General features: G+C 52.9%; 16 protein-coding genes and 1 tRNA gene. 12 read left to right on the forward strand and 5 right to left on the reverse strand.

Features of this window, described 5'->3' with window-relative positions:
• Positions 1-23: 23 nt before the first annotated feature.
• Positions 24-830, reverse strand: a complete 807-nt coding sequence (gene btuF / locus GN208_RS08270) for a vitamin B12 ABC transporter substrate-binding protein BtuF (protein ID WP_004235965.1) — start codon at positions 828-830, stop codon at positions 24-26.
• Positions 827-1,528 (reverse strand): 5'-methylthioadenosine/S-adenosylhomocysteine nucleosidase, encoded by a 702-nt coding sequence (gene mtnN, locus GN208_RS08275; RefSeq protein WP_004235964.1) that lies wholly within the window; start codon positions 1,526-1,528, stop codon positions 827-829. The genes btuF and mtnN overlap by 4 nt, the downstream gene beginning before the upstream one ends.
• A gap of 115 nt (positions 1,529-1,643) precedes the next feature.
• On the opposite strand from mtnN, the gene dgt reads away from it, so the two are divergent.
• The 8 genes from dgt to GN208_RS08315 all read left to right on the forward strand — a co-directional run bounded on the left by dgt (position 1,644) and on the right by GN208_RS08315 (position 14,293).
• Entirely contained in the window at positions 1,644-3,155 is a 1,512-nt protein-coding gene (gene dgt, locus GN208_RS08280; RefSeq protein ID WP_015422496.1) for a dGTPase, read from the forward strand.
• Between the two features lie 209 nt (positions 3,156-3,364).
• Entirely contained in the window at positions 3,365-4,486 is a 1,122-nt protein-coding gene (locus GN208_RS08285) for a glutamate-cysteine ligase family protein (RefSeq protein ID WP_004235962.1), read from the forward strand.
• A gap of 347 nt (positions 4,487-4,833) precedes the next feature.
• Positions 4,834-6,216, forward strand: a complete 1,383-nt coding sequence (gene rlmD / locus GN208_RS08290) for a 23S rRNA (uracil(1939)-C(5))-methyltransferase RlmD (protein ID WP_004235960.1) — start codon at positions 4,834-4,836, stop codon at positions 6,214-6,216.
• Positions 6,217-6,225: 9 nt separating this feature from the next.
• The gene (gene relA / locus GN208_RS08295; protein WP_004235959.1) at positions 6,226-8,460 is read left to right on the forward strand and encodes a GTP diphosphokinase; all 2,235 of its coding nucleotides are present in this window, start codon (positions 6,226-6,228) and stop codon (positions 8,458-8,460) included.
• 91 nt (positions 8,461-8,551) lie between these two features.
• Positions 8,552-9,340, forward strand: coding sequence for a nucleoside triphosphate pyrophosphohydrolase (gene mazG / locus GN208_RS08300; protein ID WP_004235958.1), 789 nt, complete (start codon positions 8,552-8,554; stop codon positions 9,338-9,340).
• 223 nt (positions 9,341-9,563) lie between these two features.
• Positions 9,564-11,201 (forward strand): CTP synthase (glutamine hydrolyzing), encoded by a 1,638-nt coding sequence (gene pyrG, locus GN208_RS08305; protein ID WP_004235957.1) that lies wholly within the window; start codon positions 9,564-9,566, stop codon positions 11,199-11,201.
• Positions 11,202-11,274: 73 nt separating this feature from the next.
• Positions 11,275-12,573 (forward strand): phosphopyruvate hydratase, encoded by a 1,299-nt coding sequence (gene eno / locus GN208_RS08310; RefSeq protein ID WP_004235956.1) that lies wholly within the window; start codon positions 11,275-11,277, stop codon positions 12,571-12,573.
• Between the two features lie 334 nt (positions 12,574-12,907).
• Positions 12,908-14,293 carry a DASS family sodium-coupled anion symporter gene (locus tag GN208_RS08315; protein WP_004235955.1) on the forward strand — a complete coding sequence of 462 codons (1,386 nt, stop codon included), beginning with the start codon at positions 12,908-12,910 and terminating at the stop codon, positions 14,291-14,293.
• A 227-nt stretch (positions 14,294-14,520) separates the two neighbouring features.
• On the opposite strand, the gene mltD is transcribed toward GN208_RS08315, so the two are convergent.
• Positions 14,521-15,918, reverse strand: coding sequence for a murein transglycosylase D (gene mltD / locus GN208_RS08320; RefSeq protein WP_004235954.1), 1,398 nt, complete (start codon positions 15,916-15,918; stop codon positions 14,521-14,523).
• A gap of 83 nt (positions 15,919-16,001) precedes the next feature.
• Entirely contained in the window at positions 16,002-16,757 is a 756-nt protein-coding gene (gloB, locus tag GN208_RS08325; protein WP_004235953.1) for a hydroxyacylglutathione hydrolase, read from the reverse strand.
• Between the two features lie 40 nt (positions 16,758-16,797).
• Between gloB and GN208_RS08330 the strand changes: the two genes are divergently transcribed.
• Complete coding sequence (locus GN208_RS08330; protein WP_243828328.1) at positions 16,798-17,529, forward strand: methyltransferase domain-containing protein; 732 nt, start codon at positions 16,798-16,800, stop codon at positions 17,527-17,529.
• Positions 17,530-17,532: 3 nt separating this feature from the next.
• Here GN208_RS08330 and rnhA read toward each other — a convergent pair whose 3' ends face one another.
• A complete protein-coding gene (gene rnhA, locus GN208_RS08335) occupies positions 17,533-18,003 on the reverse strand; it encodes a ribonuclease HI (protein WP_004235951.1) in 471 nt (156 codons plus the stop codon).
• Positions 18,004-18,064: 61 nt separating this feature from the next.
• Here rnhA and dnaQ point away from each other — a divergent pair, with 61 nt between their 5' ends.
• The 3 genes from dnaQ to GN208_RS08350 all read left to right on the forward strand — a co-directional run bounded on the left by dnaQ (position 18,065) and on the right by GN208_RS08350 (position 19,296).
• Entirely contained in the window at positions 18,065-18,799 is a 735-nt protein-coding gene (gene dnaQ / locus GN208_RS08340) for a DNA polymerase III subunit epsilon (protein ID WP_015422499.1), read from the forward strand.
• The gene (locus tag GN208_RS08345; RefSeq protein WP_024472709.1) at positions 18,781-19,053 is read left to right on the forward strand and encodes a YkgJ family cysteine cluster protein; all 273 of its coding nucleotides are present in this window, start codon (positions 18,781-18,783) and stop codon (positions 19,051-19,053) included. Before dnaQ ends, GN208_RS08345 begins: the two co-directional genes overlap by 19 nt.
• Before the next feature lie 166 nt (positions 19,054-19,219).
• Positions 19,220-19,296, forward strand: a tRNA-Asp gene (locus tag GN208_RS08350).
• The last annotated feature ends 61 nt before the right edge of the window (positions 19,297-19,357 follow it).

Below are 19,357 nucleotides of genomic sequence, written 5' to 3' on the forward strand. Positions count from 1 at the left end.
ATTATTAACATGATATATTCATATCAGGTATTATTTATTTTCTCACATAATTCTTCCGCAGCTTTTAACAGCCGGGGCGTGCCGCGCTGGAACCAGTCGGCATTAATCGTAATCACCGGCACATCAAGCTGCGGAGACCAGAAGCGCTTTACATTCTCCACTTCGCGGTTATCCCCGGAGATAAGGATCATGTCCGGTCTGCGGGTCAGTACCTGCTCGCGGTTGACCTGCGGCCAGGGCACCGGGCTGTCGGCAAATACGTTTTTACCCCGGCACAGTGTTACCACTTCACTTTGCAGAGTGGTGCCGGACGCGGTGAAAATCGGGTTCTGACCGAACTGGAGAAAAATCAGTTTCTCCGGTTTATTGCCGTAGCGGGTTTTCAGGGCATCAATCCCGCTGCGCATATCTGAAGCCGCTTTTTCCGCCAGCGCCGGTTGCGGGCTGTAAGGCGCGAGGCGATCCAGATCATCCGCAATTTCATCAAGATTGCGCGGATCGAAATACTCGACTTTGATCCCGAGATGCTCCAGCTGACTCAGCGGGCGCTGCGGGTTGCCGCCGCGCCAGGCCATGATCAGATCCGGTTTCAGGGCAATAATGCGCTCAAGGTTCAGTCCCTGCCAGCTGGACACCTGCCCGATGTTTTTCGCTTCCGGCGGATAATCCGCATTGGCGCTGACACCGACCAGGTTCTCCCCCAGACCGGCGGCATACGCCATCTCCGCCAGTGACGGAGAGAGCGCGATCACCCGCTGTGCCGCTGCCTGTGCCCCGCAGGCGGCCAGCAGAAACAGCAGTCCGGCGAGGCGCAATGTTGGTTTTATCATTTCAGTGAATCAATATTGGCGAGGATTTCCGCCACCATCAGAGACGATTGCTTTGCTGCCAGCGGCAGAAACTCATCAAAGCTGAGGTGCGAGGCTTTATCCGCCACGTCAGAGATAGCGCGGACCACCACAAACGGTACCTGATACTGATGGCACACATGGCCGACAGCCGCACATTCCATTTCCACTGCGATTACTGACGGGAAGGTGGTACGGATACGCGCCAGCGGCTCTGCGCCGTTGATAAAGGCATCACCGCTGCAAATCAGGCCGCGCACCGCGTTCAGGCCGAGGGTCTGAATGCATTTTTCAGTCAGTGCGATAAGACCGGCATCGGCAATAAAGGCCGGCGGGCATTGTGCCATCTGGCCCGGTTCATAACCGAACGCAGTGACATCCGCATCGTGATAACGGACTTCCGAGGAGACAACAATATCGCCGACATTCAGATGCGGCGCGAGGCCACCGGCAGAACCGGTATTAATCACCACATCCGGTTTGCACAGCTCCAGCAGCAGAGTGGTACCGATCGCTGCGGCGACTTTGCCGATACCGGATTTGAGCAGTGCGACATCAACACCGTTAATCTGACCGGTATAGATTTCGCAGCCGCCGTGGCGGAGGGTCTGCATGTTGGTAATCTGATCACGCAGCAGTGTTACTTCCTGCTCCATCGCACCTATGATACCGACTTTCATTATGTCATACTCCCTGAATAGAAATTGAACTGCATAATAACGGATTAGCAACAGTTTATCACCGAATCCCGGCGGGCGGTGTCTTTTCCCGTGCGGATAAGAAGACGGAGGCGACGTGCCGGTTATTGATTTTAAAAAGAAGCTGAATTTTCACCGCCAGTTTGGTGCTTCTGCGGAGGAATCTGCACAAGAGTTTCTGGTGAATCAGGCATTTGAAAGCGATCGCGGCCGTATTATCAATTCTGCCGCTGTCCGTCGTCTGCAACAGAAAACCCAGGTGTTTCCGCTGGAGCAGAATTCCGCCGTCCGCAGCCGTCTCACACACTCCCTCGAAGTGCAGCAGGTCGGGCGGTATATCGCCAAAACGATCCTCAGTCAGCTGAAACAAGCACAAAAACTGGAAGAATACGGCCTGGATGAGCGTACGGATGCCTTTGAGAGTGTGGTTGAAATGGCGTGTCTGATGCATGACATCGGCAACCCGCCGTTCGGGCATTTCGGGGAGGCGGCGATTCAGAAATGGTTCAGTAACCTGCTGGGGGAGCCACAGACCGGGGATGAGGATAACTGTCAGATTGCCGCACTGCGCCTGACCGGCTCACCGCAATCGGATCATCTGCGCCGTCAGTTGCGTCGTGATTTGTGCCTGTTTGAGGGCAATGCCCAGGGAATGCGGATGGCACACCATCTGCTGAAACTGAATCTGACATTTGCCCAGATAGGCAGTGTGCTGAAATATACCCGTCCTGCCTGGCAGTTAGAGCCGGTGCCGGAGGAGTTCAATTATCTAACCAAAAAACCGGGCTATTACTGGTCTGAAAATACCCTGATTCAGCGGCTGCGTGATGAATTACAGCTCGGTGAGTTCTGCCGTTTTCCGCTTAGTTATATTATGGAAGCGGCGGATGATATCTCGTATTGCATTGCTGACCTGGATGATGCGGTGGAGAAAGGTATTCTGACCCCGGATACCCTGGTGACCTATCTGCGCCAGGAGTGGCAGGCGCTGGAAGGCTCTGCGGATTCCGCGCTGTTCCGCGATACCGTTGAGCAGGCGTATCAGTCGCTTACCCGCAGTCAGCACCGCAGCCCGCAGGATCAGTTTTTTATGTATCTGCGGGTCTATATCACCAATAAACTGGTGCCGTATACCGCGCAGCGCTTTATCGATAATCTGCCCGCCGTGTTTGCGGGTACTTACAATCAGGCGCTGCTGGAAGATAAAAGTGAAGAGCACCGTCTGCTGAAAACCCTGAAACGGGTCGCGTTTAAATATGTGTTTACCCACCACGAAGTGGAAGAGCTTGAATTACAGGGATTCCGGATCATCAACGGCCTGCTGGATTTTTACCGGCCGCTGTTAATGATGCCGCAGGCGGATTTCGCCGATCTGGTCCGTGAAAACTTCCACAAACACTATTTTATCGAAACCCGGCTGTTACATAAGCTGTCACGCAAGCAGCGGGCGGCCTACGGGGAAGCCGTTGCCGCACTGGCAGATAAACCGCCGGAAGAGCAGACCATCCTGGAATTTTATTACCGCGCCAGGCTGATTCAGGATTATATCAGCGGTATGACCGACCATTACGCTTACGAAGAATTCCGGCGTTTCTCCGTTTGTCAGTAAGCTGCTGATAAATGACAGCACTTTCGCACAAATGACATGACAATTCCGGTTCAATATTACCGGAATTGTTGCTACGATTAATCCGCAGGTGTTGCTGAAATAGATTCACTGTATTCGGCGGCGGATCTGTTCATCATATTGTCGCAGCCTGAATTCGTTTCAGGGGCTATACCGTCGCACCAAAAGTATTAACCGGGATTACATCACGTATGCAAAAAGAGTATCGGGTCGGGATTGAATTTGAATATTGGCTGACACAGTACCGGAATAAAAGTGCCGCCGGTATTAAATCCTTTGACAATATTACCCTGTCAGAGCTGGCGCCTGCACTGAATAACCGCCCGGGGATGGATGATGCCTCGCTGCATAAGGGTGATGCGGGGATTAAAGCCGGTTACTGGTATGTTGAGGGCGATGAGCGGTTTTCACCGGAAGGCAAACTCATTGCCCAGGTTATCAAAGGTATAGAAATCCGCACGCCACCGGCAAAGTCGGTGACAGCGGCACTGGATTTCCTGCAGATTATTGAAGCGCAGCTGAGTGAACGTCTGAAAGCGTGCGGGCTGGGGCTGGCAATCAGTGCTTATCATCCGGTTTCGCCGCGCTATCAGTTTAATCCGCCGCTGAATGCATGGGAAAAAGCGTTCCGTGAGGAGCACGCTGCTTTCCGCCACGCGGATCTGGTAATGCAGACCTGCGGGCCGGATATCAATATTTCCGTGCCGGAAATGAGTGACGCCCGTGTTGTGCACGCGGTTGAAAAACTGACGTTCTTTGCACCGTACCTGGTGGCGCTTTCGCTGAACGGTCCGCTGGAAAACGGGCAGTTATGGGGCGGTTTATCCCGCCGTACCGCACTGCGCAGTTGTCACCGTCCGGCCTGTAAAGGGTTCCTGACCAACTCGGCGGTGTATCCGCATGACTTTATTTATCCGGCACGTAACGAGGGTGAGCACGGTCGGATTGAATTCAAAGCGTTCGATGCGGTTCCGGACCCGGCGCTGATGGGCGCATTCTGTGCGTGGATCCTCGGGCTGGTGCTGGATGACACCATTTCCTTTAATTACAGCGTGCAGCCGGACGCCCGCTTTAATGCGATTGCCCGCGAGCCGTTTGCCGACCTGACTGTTTCCACGGTGGTTGAGACACTGCTTATCGCCGCCCGGCGCGCGCTGGAGCAGCATGGCCTGCTGAATGAAGCGGCGCGGCTGCAGTTACTCAGTGAACGTCTGGCAAACAGAATGACCCCGGCGGATGAAATGATCACCCGTTTCCTGGTCAGCGGGGAGTTAATGCATTTCGGCGGATTGTGGCCGGAGCAGGATGCATAACGCTGTCATATCAGGATACATTTTTATTGCCGGTAACAATAAACCGTTATTTTTTAAATAACGGTTTTTTTTGTGCCAAAAAAATCAGCACCGGTAAGTTCATGTAAATTTATTATTTATCAGTGGCTGATATTGCGTATTATTCAGCGGGTGGTGCGGTATCAGGCATTATAAATAATGAAACCGGCAGCACTGATGTGTAACGATAAATATCATTTATCCTTTTAACAAATAGTGCTGAGGCACTATCCGGCAGTATGGTATAATCAGCGCCATGCATTTTTTACCGGTCCATGACGTGTTATTTGCAGTGTATCCGAAGAATCCGTTGGTCAATACGCTGCTTTATGGGAAAATCACCGGCCTCACAGACAACGTTTTTTATCATTATGGCGCAATTTTATTCTCAGCCCCGTCAGACCCCGCGGCAGTCCCGGACTGTCACAGTCACCGCTGACTCTCTCGATGCCCTCGGGCAGGGCATTGCCCGCCTTCAGGGAAAAACTGTTTTTATCCCGGATCTGATGCCGGGTGAGTCCGCACAGGTCAGGCTGACGGAAGAAAAGCGTCACTATGCCAAAGGCAGTGTGGTGAAACGCCTGTCTGATAACCCGGCGCGCCGCAAACCAGCCTGCCGTCATTACGGACAGTGCGGCGGCTGCCAGCAGCAGCATATTCCGGTTGCCATGCAGCGGGAAACCAAAGCGGCGTATCTCGCGTATCTGCTGACCCGCGAAACAGGTGAGGCGTGCGGGGAGATCCCTGTTCTGAGCGGGGAAGAGTACGGCTACCGCCGCCGGGCGCGGCTGGCGCTGGTGTATTCCCCGAAAACAAAACAGCTGACCATGGGATTCCGTCAGGCGCAGAGCAAATCAACGGTTGCTGTCACACAGTGTCCGGTGCTGGTTCCGCGTCTGGAGGCATTACTGGTACCCTTACAGCGCTGTCTGTCGTCTCTGGCCGCCGCACCGGAACTCGGTCACGCGGAACTGGCAGATACCGAAAGCGGACCGCTGCTGGTACTGCGTCATCTGGCACCGCTCAGTGATGCGGATTTGTCCGCACTGACGGCGTTTTGTGCTGAACACAATACCGCGCTTTATCTGCAGGGCAGTGCCGGTGCACCGCCTGTGGCAGTTTGTGCGCCGTATCCTCCGCATTACGCGGTAGCCGGGTTAAAATTACAGTTCAGTCCGCAGGATTTTATCCAGGTGAACGGTGCCCTGAATGAGCTGATGGTGGCACAGGCGCTGAACTGGTTGGAGCTGACAAAACACGATCGCGTGTTAGATCTCTTCTGCGGGATGGGTAATTTTACGCTGCCGGTGGCGGAACGCGCCGGTGAGGTTGTCGGGGTGGAAGGCGTGGATGCGCTGGTCCGCACGGCACGGGAGAATGCCCGTCTCAATAATCTGGCGAATGCCGCATTTTATCACGCGGATTTGTCGCAGGATATTACCGGGGAGCCGTGGGCGGCTTCCGGGTTTAACAAAGTATTACTGGATCCGGCGCGTGCCGGGGCGGCTGAGATTATGCCGCATATTGTTGCGCTTTCCCCTGAGCGCATCGTTTATGTTTCCTGTAATCCCACAACACTTGCAAGGGATAGTCAGGTTCTGCATGGTGCCGGGTATCACCGGAATGCTGTCCGTATGCTGGATATGTTTCCGCAAACCGGCCATTTGGAGTCGATGGTGCTTTTCACAAAGACACCACCGGTCAGTCAGTAGGGAGAATGTATGGTCGCGGTAAGAAGTGCGCATTTAACACCGGCCGGTGAGTTTGACCCGGCACACTGGATTAACAGCCTCGGGCTGCATAACCCGGTGACGGGTGAAAAACTGGAAGAGGTCTGGCATTACTGTCATCAGAAGGTTGATGGACATCAGGATGCGGCGCTGTTGCTCGGGCGCGGTATTGAGATGGTGGAAATTTTATCCACCCTCAGTATGGATCTCGACAGTCTGCGCGCAGCGTTGCTTTTTCCGCTGGCCGAAGCGGAGATCCTCGGAGAGGAAGAGATAAGCGAAGCCTTTGGTCCCGCTATCTGGCTGCTGGTCAAAGGTGTGATGGATATGGATGCTATCCGTCAGCTGAAAGCCACCCATAACGACGAAACCAGCTCGGTGCAGGTGGATAACATCCGCCGTATGCTGCTCTCCATGGTGGAAGATTTCCGCTGCGTGGTTATCAAACTGGCAGAGCGGATAGCCCATCTGCGCGAAGTGAAAGATGCCGGTGAGGACGAGCGCGTTCTGGCCGCCAAAGAGTGTTTCAATATTTATGCCCCGCTGGCGAACCGCCTCGGGATCGGGCAACTGAAATGGGAGCTGGAGGATTACTGCTTCCGTTATCTGCACCCGGATGATTACAAACGCATTGCCAGCCTGCTGCATGAACGCCGTCTTGACCGCGAAGAGTATATTGATAACTTTGTCACGACCCTGCGCAACGACATGAAAGAAGAGGGCATTCAGGCCGAGATCTACGGACGGCCGAAGCACATCTACAGTATCTGGCGCAAGATGCAGAAAAAATCGCTCTCCTTTGATGAGCTGTTTGATGTCCGCGCCGTGCGGATTGTGGTGGAGCGTCTTCAGGACTGCTACGCCGCGCTCGGGATTGTTCACACCCATTTCCGTCATCTGCCGGATGAGTTTGATGACTATGTGGCGAACCCGAAACCGAACGGTTATCAGTCGATTCATACTGTGGTGCTGGGTCCGGCGGGCAAAACCCTGGAAATTCAGATCCGCACCCGGCAGATGCATGAGGATGCGGAGCTCGGCGTTGCCGCGCACTGGAAATACAAAGAAGGTACCGCAGGCGGCGGCAAAACCGGCAGTTACGAAAACCGTATCGCCTGGCTGCGTAAACTGATCGCGTGGCAGGAAGAGATGGCCGATTCCGGTGAAATGCTGGATGAAGTGCGCAGTCAGGTGTTTGATGACCGCGTTTATGTCTTTACCCCGAAAGGGGATGTGGTGGATTTACCGGCCGGCTCCACGCCGCTCGATTTTGCTTATCACATCCACAGCGATGTGGGTCACCGCTGCATCGGCGCAAAAATCGGCGGTCGTATTGTACCGTTCAGTTACCAGTTGCAGATGGGTGATCAGATTGAAGTGATCACCCAGAAACAGCCGAACCCGAGCCGTGACTGGCTGAACCCGAACCTGGGGTATGTCACCACCAGCCGGGGCCGCGCCAAGATCCATAACTGGTTCCGCAAGCAGGATCGCGATAAAAATATTATCGCCGGGCGGCAGATGCTGGACAACGAACTGGCCGCGCAGGATATCAGCCTGAAAGAGGCGGAAAAACTGCTGATCGCCCGTTATAACGTTCACTCGCTGGATGAAGTTCTGGCCGGTATTGGTGTCGGTGATATCCGCATCAACCAGCTGTCGAACTACCTGCAAAGCAAACTGAACAAGCCGACAGCGGAAGAGGCCGATCGCGAAGCCCTGAAAACCCTGGAAAAAGCCCCGCCGGCCAAACCGGCACCGGCTCACCAGAGCAGCGGCCGTATTGTGGTTGAGGGTGTCGGTAACCTGATGCATCACATTGCCCGCTGCTGCCAGCCGATTCCGGGGGATGATATTGTCGGCTTTATCACCAAAGGCCGGGGGATTTCCATCCACCGTGCGGATTGCGAACAGCTGGCGGAATTGCAGGAGCAGGCACCTGAGCGCCTGGTGGAAGCGGTCTGGAGTGCGAGTTACTCCAGCGGCTATTCCCTGGTGGTGCGTGTGGTGGCGAATGACCGCAGCGGCCTGTTGCGCGATATCACCACTATTCTGGCCAACGAGAAAGTGAATGTTCTCGGGGTGCGCAGCCACAGTGATGTGAAACAGCAGATTGCCACCATTGATATGGATATGGAAATCTACAATATCCAGACCCTCAGTCGTGTGCTGGCAAAACTGAACCAACTGCCGGATGTGATTGAGGCAAAACGTCACACTCAGTAAAACGGCCGGAAATCGGTTACACTGAACTGAAAAAAGCAGACGCCTGTCTGCTTTTTTATCCTCCCGGAAATCATATTCAGGAATTAATCACATGTCTGTATCAGTTGAACGCCTGCTGGCGATCATGTCGCAGTTACGCGACCCGGAAAACGGCTGTCCGTGGGACAAAGCACAAACCTATGCCACTATCGCCCCTTACACCCTGGAAGAGACCTATGAGGTTCTGGACGCGATTGAGCGGGCGGATTTTGACGATCTGAAAGGTGAGTTAGGTGACTTATTATTTCAGGTGGTGTTTTACGCGCAGATGGCGAAAGAGGAAGGGCGTTTTGATTTTGAGGATATCGCCGCCGCCGTCAGTGACAAACTGACCCGCCGCCACCCGCATATTTTTGCCCGTGAGCAGGGGATCGGTGCGGAAGCGGCCATTTCCGGCTGGGAGCAGCGAAAAAGTGCCGAACGCGCTGAAAAATCACAGTATTCCCTGCTGGATGATATCCCGGCAACACTGCCTGCCCTGATGCGGGCCTATAAAATCCAGAAACGCTGTGCGTCTGCCGGATTTGACTGGGACACACTTCCGCCGGTGCTCGGTAAGGTGTATGAGGAACTGGATGAGGTGATGGAGGAAGTGAATCAGCCGCAGGTGAATGATGAGCGCGTGGCTGAAGAGCTGGGTGATTTGCTGTTCGCAGTGGTGAATTTTTCCCGTCATCTGGGACATAAACCGGAAATGGTGTTACAAAAAGCCTGCCGTAAGTTTGAGAACCGTTTTCGTCAGGTGGAGAGCGATATTGCCGCCCGCGGACTGACCATGGAATCAGCAACACTTGATGAAATGGAGAAAAGTTGGCAGGATGTTAAATCCCGTGAGGGGTAAGCTTAATGCTTTCAGCTAATGATTTTACCGGAGAATGAAAAGTTTTTTATAAAATGTAAGACGTTGATTAGTTAGTGTAAAAAGGCGGTTTTTACCGCCCCGGGAGCGACGGATAACCGAAAAGAGGTGACGAGATTATTTGTCGCCAAAATAAGGTTAGGGTATACTATTTTCCCGTCCTGTTATATCCATCATCTATTACACCTAAACTTTCAGGTTCAGCATGAAAACTAATTATATTTTTGTGACCGGCGGGGTCGTATCCTCTCTGGGTAAAGGCATTGCCGCAGCCTCTTTAGCGGCTATACTCGAAGCCCGTGGACTCAATGTCACCATGATGAAACTGGATCCGTACATCAACGTCGATCCGGGAACCATGAGCCCGACCCAACACGGGGAAGTTTTCGTCACCAACGACGGCGCTGAAACTGATCTCGACTTAGGTCACTACGAGCGCTTCATCCGCACCAAAATGACCCGCCGCAATAACTTCACCACCGGACGTGTTTACTCTGAAGTTCTGCGCAAAGAGCGCCGCGGCGACTATCTCGGTGCCACCATTCAGGTTATCCCGCACATCACCAACGAAATCAAAGATCGTATCATCCGTGGCGGTGAAGGTCATGACGTGGTGCTGGTGGAAGTCGGCGGGACTGTCGGTGATATCGAATCACTGCCGTTCCTGGAAGCTATCCGTCAGATGGCGGCGGAAGTCGGCCGTGAACACACCTTATATCTGCATTTGACTTTGGTTCCGTATCTGGCGGCTGCCGGTGAAGTAAAAACCAAGCCGACTCAGCACTCAGTGAAAGAATTATTATCCATCGGTATTCAGCCGGATGTGCTGATTTGCCGTTCAGACAGAGTGATTCCTGCTAACGAACGCGCCAAAATCGCGCTTTTCTGTAACGTTCCTGAAAAAGCAGTGATCAGTCTGAAAGACGTAGATTCCATTTATAAAATCCCCGGCCTCTTGAAATCCCAGGGATTAGATGATTATATCTGTAAACGATTCAGCATTAATGCTCCTGAGGCAGATCTCTCCGAATGGGAGCAGGTGATTTATGAGGAAGCCAATCCGTCAGGTGAAGTCACCATCGGGATGGTCGGCAAATATGTTGAACTGCCGGATGCCTATAAATCCGTTATCGAAGCACTGAAACACGGCGGCCTGAAAAACCGCGTCACTGTGAACATCAAACTGATTGATTCTCAGGATGTGGAAACCCGCGGTACAGAACTGTTACAGGGTCTGGATGCGATTCTGGTGCCGGGCGGTTTTGGTTCCCGTGGTGTGGAAGGTAAGATTATGACTGCCCGCTATGCCCGCGAGAACAACATTCCGTATCTGGGCATTTGCCTGGGAATGCAGGTGGCACTGATTGACTTTGCCCGTAACCTGGCCGGTATGGATGACGCGAACTCCACGGAATTTGATGCTGATTGTAAGTACCCGGTCGTTGCGCTTATCACCGAATGGCGCGACGAAGACGGCAATATTGAAGTCCGCAGCGAAGAGAGTGATCTCGGCGGTACAATGCGTGTCGGCGGTCAGTTATGCCACCTGACGAACAATTCCCTGGTTCGCCGGTTGTACGGCAAAGATGCGATTACTGAACGTCACCGTCATCGTTATGAAGTGAACAACATGTTACTGAAGCGTCTTGAAGATGCGGGTCTGCTGGTTGCGGGCCGCTCAGTGGACAACAAACTGGTGGAAATCATCGAGAACCCGAACCATCCGTGGTTTGTGGCCTGTCAGTTCCATCCGGAGTTCACCTCTACCCCGCGTGATGGTCATCCGCTGTTTGCAGGTTTTGTCAAGGCAGCCTCTGATAACCAGAAAGGTCTGCTAAAATAAGATGTGAGGTGAGTGACCGGCTGTAAGTGCCGGTTACTTATCTGAAAATTTAACTTGTACTGAGGAAAACCTAATGTCCAAAATCGTTAAAGTGATCGGCCGTGAAATCATCGACTCCCGCGGTAACCCTACTGTAGAAGCTGAAGTACACCTGGAAGGCGGTTTTGTGGGTATGGCGGCTGCTCCGTCAGGCGCATCTACCGGTTCCCGTGAAGCGCTGGAACTGCGTGACGGTGATAAATCACGTTTCCTGGGTAAAGGTGTTCTGAAGGCAGTCGGCGCGGTAAATGGTCCGATCGCACAGGCGCTGCTGGGTCAGGATGCCAAAGATCAGGCAAAAGTTGACCAGATCATGATCGACCTGGATGGCACTGAAAACAAATCCAACTTCGGTGCAAACGCGATTCTGGCTGTGTCTCTGGCAAACGCCAAAGCTGCTGCCGCATCAAAAGGTTTACCTCTGTACGCACACATCGCAGAACTGAACGGCACTCCGGGCAAATACTCTATGCCGCTGCCGATGATGAACATCCTGAACGGTGGTGAGCACGCTGATAACAACGTGGACATCCAGGAATTCATGATCCAGCCTGTCGGCGCGCCTTCTCTGAAAGAAGCTGTCCGCATGGGTTCTGAAATCTTCCATCACCTGGCAAAAGTGCTGAAAGCTAAAGGCATGAACACCGCTGTGGGTGATGAAGGTGGTTATGCACCAAACCTGGGTTCTAACGCAGAAGCGCTGGCTGACATCAAAGAAGCCGTTAAAGCAGCAGGCTACGAGTTAGGCAAAGACGTTACCCTGGCGATGGACTGTGCAGCATCTGAGTTCTACAACAAAGAAACCGGTATGTATGAACTGAAAGGCGAAGGCCGTACCTTTACCTCTCAGGAATTCACTCACTACCTGGAAGAGCTGACCAAAGAGTATCCGATCGTCTCTATCGAAGATGGTCTGGATGAATCTGACTGGGATGGTTTCGCGTATCAGACTAAAGTCATGGGCGATAAAATCCAGCTGGTCGGTGATGACCTGTTCGTGACCAATACCAAGATCCTGAAAGAAGGTATCGAAAAAGGTATCGTTAACTCCATTCTGATTAAATTCAACCAGATCGGTTCACTGACCGAAACACTGGCTGCTATCAAAATGGCAAAAGACGCCGGTTACACTGCCGTTATCTCTCACCGTTCCGGTGAAACCGAAGATGCCACGATTGCCGACCTGGCTGTCGGTACCGCAGCAGGCCAGATCAAAACCGGTTCTATGAGCCGTTCTGACCGTGTTGCCAAGTACAACCAACTGATCCGTATCGAAGAAGCGCTGGGCGAACGTGCTCCGTTCCACGGCCGCAAAGAGATCAAAGGTCAGTAATTGTTACTGTGAATGTTAAAAAAGGTGTGTCCGGCGGGCACACCTTTTTTTATGACCGCGTTATCTTATCTTACGAATATTCCCCCGCTTTCTATCCGTTCTCTCAATGACTAAAACTGGTCATTTACCATGCTATGACAAGTTTTTTTACTTATTCTGTTGCCTCAGATCGCAAAACGGACGATTTGTGATGTATTTTGTTATTAATACTTTTTATATTTCACATGAAGATAAATTGTTTAACATTTTTAGCATTCACGCAAAAATGCCGGTTATTAAACTATGACAGCAATCGGTTTCGTGAATACTTTTTCATCCTACTGAGGGAATTATCATGGACGCTTCAGAAACGCTCACCCAATCCACCGGGCTGGGTTCTTTTAATACAAAGGGACTCATCATACTGGCTCTGGACATCGTGGTGCTGATACTGCTGCTGAAATACCTGCCCTACAGCGACAAAGAAAATGCCGGGCTGGCGCTGATGGTGTTCGTCGCTGTTTTATGGCTGACTGAGGCGATTCATGTCACGCTGACCGCGTTACTGATCCCGATTCTGGCCGTTTTTCTCGGATTACTGGGCGCAGGTAAGGCATTACAGTCTTTTGCCAGTCCGACCATTTTCCTGTTCTTCGGTGGCTTTGCGCTGGCGACGGCACTGCATATTCAGGGGCTGGATCGCCTGATTGCCAACCGCCTGCTGCTGATTGCCCGCGGTCGTTTATGGGCGGCAGTGATTCTGCTGTTCAGTGTGACCGGTGCGCTGTCCATGTGGATCAGTAACACTGCTACCGCCGCGATGATGTTACCGCTGGTGCTGGGTATTCTGGGGAACCTCGATATCCGTCACGACCGTAACACGTTCGTATTTATGCTGCTGGGCGTGGCGTACAGCGCCAGTATCGGCGGCCTGGGAACGATGGTCGGCAGCCCGCCGAACATTATTGCCGCAAACCAGCTGGGAATGGACTTCTTCACCTGGATGAAATACGGCATTCCGATGGTGCTGATCCTGATGCCGATTATGTTCGGTATTATGTACCTGATGTTACGTCCGAAGCTCGGTGCCCGCTTTGAAATTGAAGTGGAGCAGGTTCAGTGGACACCAAAACGTCTGCTGACACTGGCGATTTTCGGTCTGACCGTTATCTGCTGGATCGGCAGTGCACCGCTGAGTGATCTGCTGGGTAAAATCAAAGATTTCGATACTATTATCGCCCTGAGTGCCGCTGCGCTGATTGGTATTACCGGGGTGGCCAGCTGGTCACAGATTCAGAACAACACCGAGTGGGGCGTTCTGTTCTTGTTCGGCGGCGGTCTGACACTGAGTATGATCCTGAAAGATTCCGGTGCCAGTGAAGTGATGGCGGACTGGATGAAAACCTCCTTTGGTAACAGCAGCTGGCTGGTGATTATTATCGCTGTCACCACCTTTATTATTGTGCTGACGGAGTTCACCAGTAACACCGCGAGTGCTGCACTGCTGGTACCTATCTTTGCCGGTGTGGCAGATGGTCTGGGAATGCCGGTGATGGCACTGACCATGATTATCGGTATCGGTGCATCCTGTGCCTTTATGCTGCCGGTGGCGACGCCGCCGAATGCGATAGTGTTCGGGACCGGGTTTATCAAACAGTCTGAGATGGTGCGGGTCGGTGGTGTGCTGAATATCGCCTGTATCATTGTTATCTCAGCCTTTGCCTGGTTGTTCTGGGTATAACAGCACAGCTGATAATAAACACGAAAGCAAAGTTCAACACAGAAAACCTGCTGATTTATCAGCGGGTTTTTTTATACCGGCAACAAAGAATATCGGTGCGGATGTACTGATATCGCAGAAGTGCGGGAAAGAAGAAGAGCAGCCGGAAAGACATTCAGGTATCACCGGATATGAAAAAGCCCTGCGTCATGCAGGGCTTCAGATAAAGCGTGGTGATTCAGTGATTATCAGCCGCGTTTATTGGCAACATAAACCGTTAGCTCAATACCCGGATGCAAGTCCTTCATTTTGACTTTACTGTTCCAGGACATCAGCTCTTTCAGTGTCACACCATGGCGCTGCGCAATACTGTAGTAAGAATCACCCTGACGCACTTTATACTTCGCCAGACGCATAGCATTTTTGGTGGCGGCTTTAGATGGTTTCACCACCGGGCTGCCTTTCACCTGCAACGTTTGTCCCGGTTTCAGAACCGCAGCGCTTTTCAGTCCGTTCAGCTTTTTCAGTTCAGCGACGGTCATCTTATGGCGGTTGGCAATGGCGTAGAACGAATCACCGCTTTTCACTTTATATTTCGCAGCTTGTGCACGGCCAGCCGGCGAACTCAGCTGTTCAGTTCGCTGATTGTTTCTTGCGACCGCTGTGCGGATATCATCAAGCACTGCGTCATCAGATAACGCGTTCATCAGCTGGTCGACTTTGGTTTTCGGCAGCATCAGATAGTGAGGTCCGGCCGGTGAGGTTACACCGCGTTTCAGGCTCGGGTTGTAATCTTTCAGTCTGGAAACCGGCATATCCAGCAGCTGTGCCGCGACATCCAGGGAAATCTGCTGACCGATATTCACCCGTGCCAGGGCGCGCTCTGCATCCGGTACCGGTAAATTCACACCGTTACGATCACTGTTGCGGATAACATTGCTCAGGGCAAAAATACGCGGCACATAATCCATGGTCTCTTTCGGCAGGGATAATGACCAGTAATCCGTTGGTTTTCCGGCGGCCGCATTCGCTTCCATCGCGCGCAGCACGCGGCCTTCGCCGCTGTTATACGCGGCCAGGGTCAGTGCCCAGTCTCCGCCGAACATATTATTCAGGCGCTCCAGTAAATCCAGCGCGGCAGTGGTGGAGGCAGCCACATCACGGCGGTCATCAACCCACTGGTTCTGGTTCAGCCCGCTTGCTTTGCCGGTACTCGGGATAATCTGCCATAACCCGGCAGCCTGGGCCGGTGAGGTGGCATGCGGATTAAAAGCACTCTCCACTATGGGCAGCAGAACCAGTTCCATCGGCATGTTACGTTCATCGATTTTACCGATGATCCAGTACATGTAAGGTTCTGCGCGCAGTGTCACATCGTGGAGATAGCTCTTTTTGGCGAGGTAAGAAAGTTCTTCGGCGCGTATGCGGTCATTGTCCGGGATGTTCATTTTCATTTCATCGCGGATATAACCCCAGATATCATCTTCGGGACTGACGGAGGATGCCTTTGCTGCGTTCATCTGCCGGGCCGTCAGTAAAAAACCGTTACCGGAAGGATAATGAGGGTCCTGTGCAGTTTTCTGCGGCGCAGTCTGACACCCCGCCAGCAAAATTGCGGCGGCAAGGAGTGTAGCTTTGATTTTCATGTTGGCGGAATCAGCATTATTATTCTTCAGTCTGTAGGTTTTGCAATCATACTGGTGTTATTCCGCCCTGACAACGATTACGGCTAAAATTGATCTTTTTTTGCGCGTAAAGACGTAAAAGTTTCCTCAGCCGTCGCCGTATGTTTACTTACTGATAAATTATGTTGCAGATCAATATTATCACAGTTAAGAAAAACATTAATTTTCCTTTCTGTTTTCAGTGTGACGGGCAGTGTAGCTTCATGATTCTGACGTAATTCTGCAATATATTGCTGATATGCCTGAATATCACGGTTTTCCGGCCAGACAGCGCGCGCAAAGGCGAGGTTAGACTGTGTATATTCATGCGCACAGCAGACCAGCGTCTCATCCGGCAGCGCCGCAAGGCGGCTGACTGAACGGAACATCTGTGCCGGTGTGCCCTCAAAAATACGGCCGCAGCCACCGGAGAAGAGCGTATCGCCGCAAAACAGATAAGGTTCGCAATAATAAGCCACATGACCGAGTGTATGCCCCGGCACTGCCATGACCTGAAATGTCAGCCCGCCGCAGGTAATCGTGTCATTATCCTGCACGCAGTGATTTGCGCCTTTCGGCTGGGTTTCGGCGGGGCCGTAAACCGGCAGGCCGGGATAATGTGAAACAATCTCTGCCGTGCCGCCGGTGTGATCCGCATGATGGTGTGTCAGCAGGATGGCTGAAGGGATCAGTCCCCGCTCCCGCAGTGTATTCAGTACCGGCTCACTGACGCCGGGGTCAACGATAATACAGGTGTGCGCATTATCCCGTAATAGCCAAATGTAGTTATCTGATAACGCGGAAATTCTGATAAGCTCCATAGATACCTCACCTTTCTGAGTGTGAATCAAGGATAAAGCCATGTTTTCTGCACGAGCGACAAAAACTCTGATGATGCCGGACTCGTGGTGCGATATTCCCTGCGGGCGCCGCTTCCGGCAATCGCTGGAAGCACAGCTGGCGCCCTGGTGGCCGAAAATGTTTGGTTTTCATCTGATTAAGATCGGCGCGCTGAGCTGTGAAATTGACAGCAGCAGCTGCATGATCCCGCATCAGGTGAATGTGGCACCGCAGGGTAACACCTTACAGGTATTCGGGGAGGCGGCGCAATTGCCGTTTCTCGACAAATCCGCGGATGTCTGTGTGCTGGCACATAATCTGGGCTACAGCAGTGATCCGCACCGGTTGCTGCGTGAGGCTGACCGTGTCCTGATTGAGGACGGCTGGCTGATTATCAGCGGATTTAACCCGCTGAGCCTGCTGGGGGCACGCAAACTGATCCCGTGGCGTCTGAACCGGGAGCCGCAGTGCAGCCGGATGTTTTCACAGTTCCGTATGCTCGACTGGCTCAGTCTGCTTAATTACAAAATTATGTATCACCGGCTGACCACGCCGATCCCCTGGTGTGATCCGGCAAGTTTCGGCAACCGGCATGCGCGGATTTTCGGCTGTCTGGGGGTGATTGTGGCCCGTAAACGTACGGTGCCGCTGACGTTCACACCGCAGAAGCTGCGCCTGCTGCGGCCGAAACTGAACAATGTGGTGGGCGCGACACGCCAGCAGACGCCGCCGCGCTGTCTGAAACGGCGCTGAGGATTATTCCGTTGCCGGCTGATAACCGGTATCGTCCTGTGACGGGGATTCTGCCGCTGCACGGGCGAGTTCATCACAGCGCTCGTTTTCCGGGTGCCCTGCGTGGCCTTTCACCCACTGCCAGTCAATCTGATGGCGGGTGATGGCGGCATCCAGGCGCTGCCACAAATCGACATTCACCACCGGGGATTTATCCGCTTTGCGCCAGCCGCGCCGCTTCCAGTTATGGATCCACTGCGTGATGCCCTGACGGACATACTGGCTGTCGGTGGTCAGCACGATATCACACGGACGTTTGAGGGTTTCCAGCGCCACAATAGCGGCCAGCAGCTCCATCCGGTTATTGGTGGTAAGAAAAAAGCCCTCACTGAGTGCTTTCTCATGGCCTTTATAACGCAGCAGCGCGCCGTAGCCGCCGGGGCCCGGATTTCCGAGGCAGGAGCCGTCGGTGAAAATTTCTACCTTGTCACTCATCTCTGGTAGACTCTTCCTCTGATTGATTGGCAATTACCTGAGTCTGACACAAAACGCCATTATGAGCACTGATATTACACGACAAATTGTTCTCGATACCGAAACCACCGGTATGAACAAACTGGGTGCCCACTACGAGGGGCACAATATTATTGAGATCGGTGCGGTTGAAGTGATCAACCGGCGCCTGACCGGCCGTAACTTCCATCTCTATATCCGGCCTGACCGGCTGGTGGACCCGGAAGCCTTTAGTGTGCACGGGATCAGTGATGAATTCCTGATGGACAAACCGGTTTTTGCCGACATTGCGGATGAATTTATTGAATTTATCCGTGGTGCGGAGCTGGTTATTCATAACGCGCCCTTCGATATCGGCTTTATGGATTATGAATTCCGCAAGCTGAACCGGGGGATCCCGCCGACCGCCGAATTCTGTACCATCACTGACAGCTTAACGCTCGCCAGACAGCTTTTCCCCGGCAAGCGTAATAACCTCGATGCCTTATGTGATCGCTATCAGATAGATAACTCAAAACGTCTGCTGCACGGCGCGTTACTCGATGCCGAGATTCTGTCGGATGTTTATCTGGCAATGACCGGCGGCCAGACATCACTGGCTTTTTCAGCGGATAATGAGAGCAGCGGCGAAGAGAACGTTCAGACTATTCAGCGCGTTACCCGCCCGCAGAGCGGTCTGCGGGTGGTATATGCCACGGATGAGGAAATTGCCGCGCACGAGGCGCGTCTGGATCTGGCGGAGAAAAAAGGGGCGAACCCGTGCATCTGGCGGAGCTGACTGCCTGCCGCAGTGACTGTGGTGCCTGCTGTACTGCGCCATCCATCTCATCACCGATTCCGGGGATGCCGGACGGTAAACCTGCCAATACCCGCTGCGTTCAGTTATCGGAGCAGAATTTGTGCCTGATTTTCGGCTCACCGCTGCGTCCGGCGGTTTGCAGCGGACTACAGCCCTCGCGGGAAATGTGCGGGGATAGCCGGGATGAGGCCATGATTTATCTGCTTGATCTGGAAAAACAAACCGCGCCCTGAAACCGGATGAGCGCGTTGCGGGAGACCGTGTGTCGTGTGCGGTGACCCGTATAAAACAGTATATTCAGGTGAAAAACTGTGCAATTGCATGGATTTACACAAATCAGGTATTGACGAACGGGAACCGGCATCGTATTATCCGCACCGTTCCCGAAAAGGAACACACGGAGCGGTAGTTCAGTTGGTTAGAATACCTGCCTGTCACGCAGGGGGTCGCGGGTTCGAGTCCCGTCCGTTCCGCCAGATTACAGAAGCCCTGACAGTAATGTCAGGGCTTTTCTGTTTTTACACTGCACAATCGCCC

It is taken from the genome of Morganella sp. HSTU-ASny43 (genome assembly GCF_022819185.1).
GTDB lineage: Bacteria > Pseudomonadota > Gammaproteobacteria > Enterobacterales > Enterobacteriaceae > Morganella > Morganella morganii.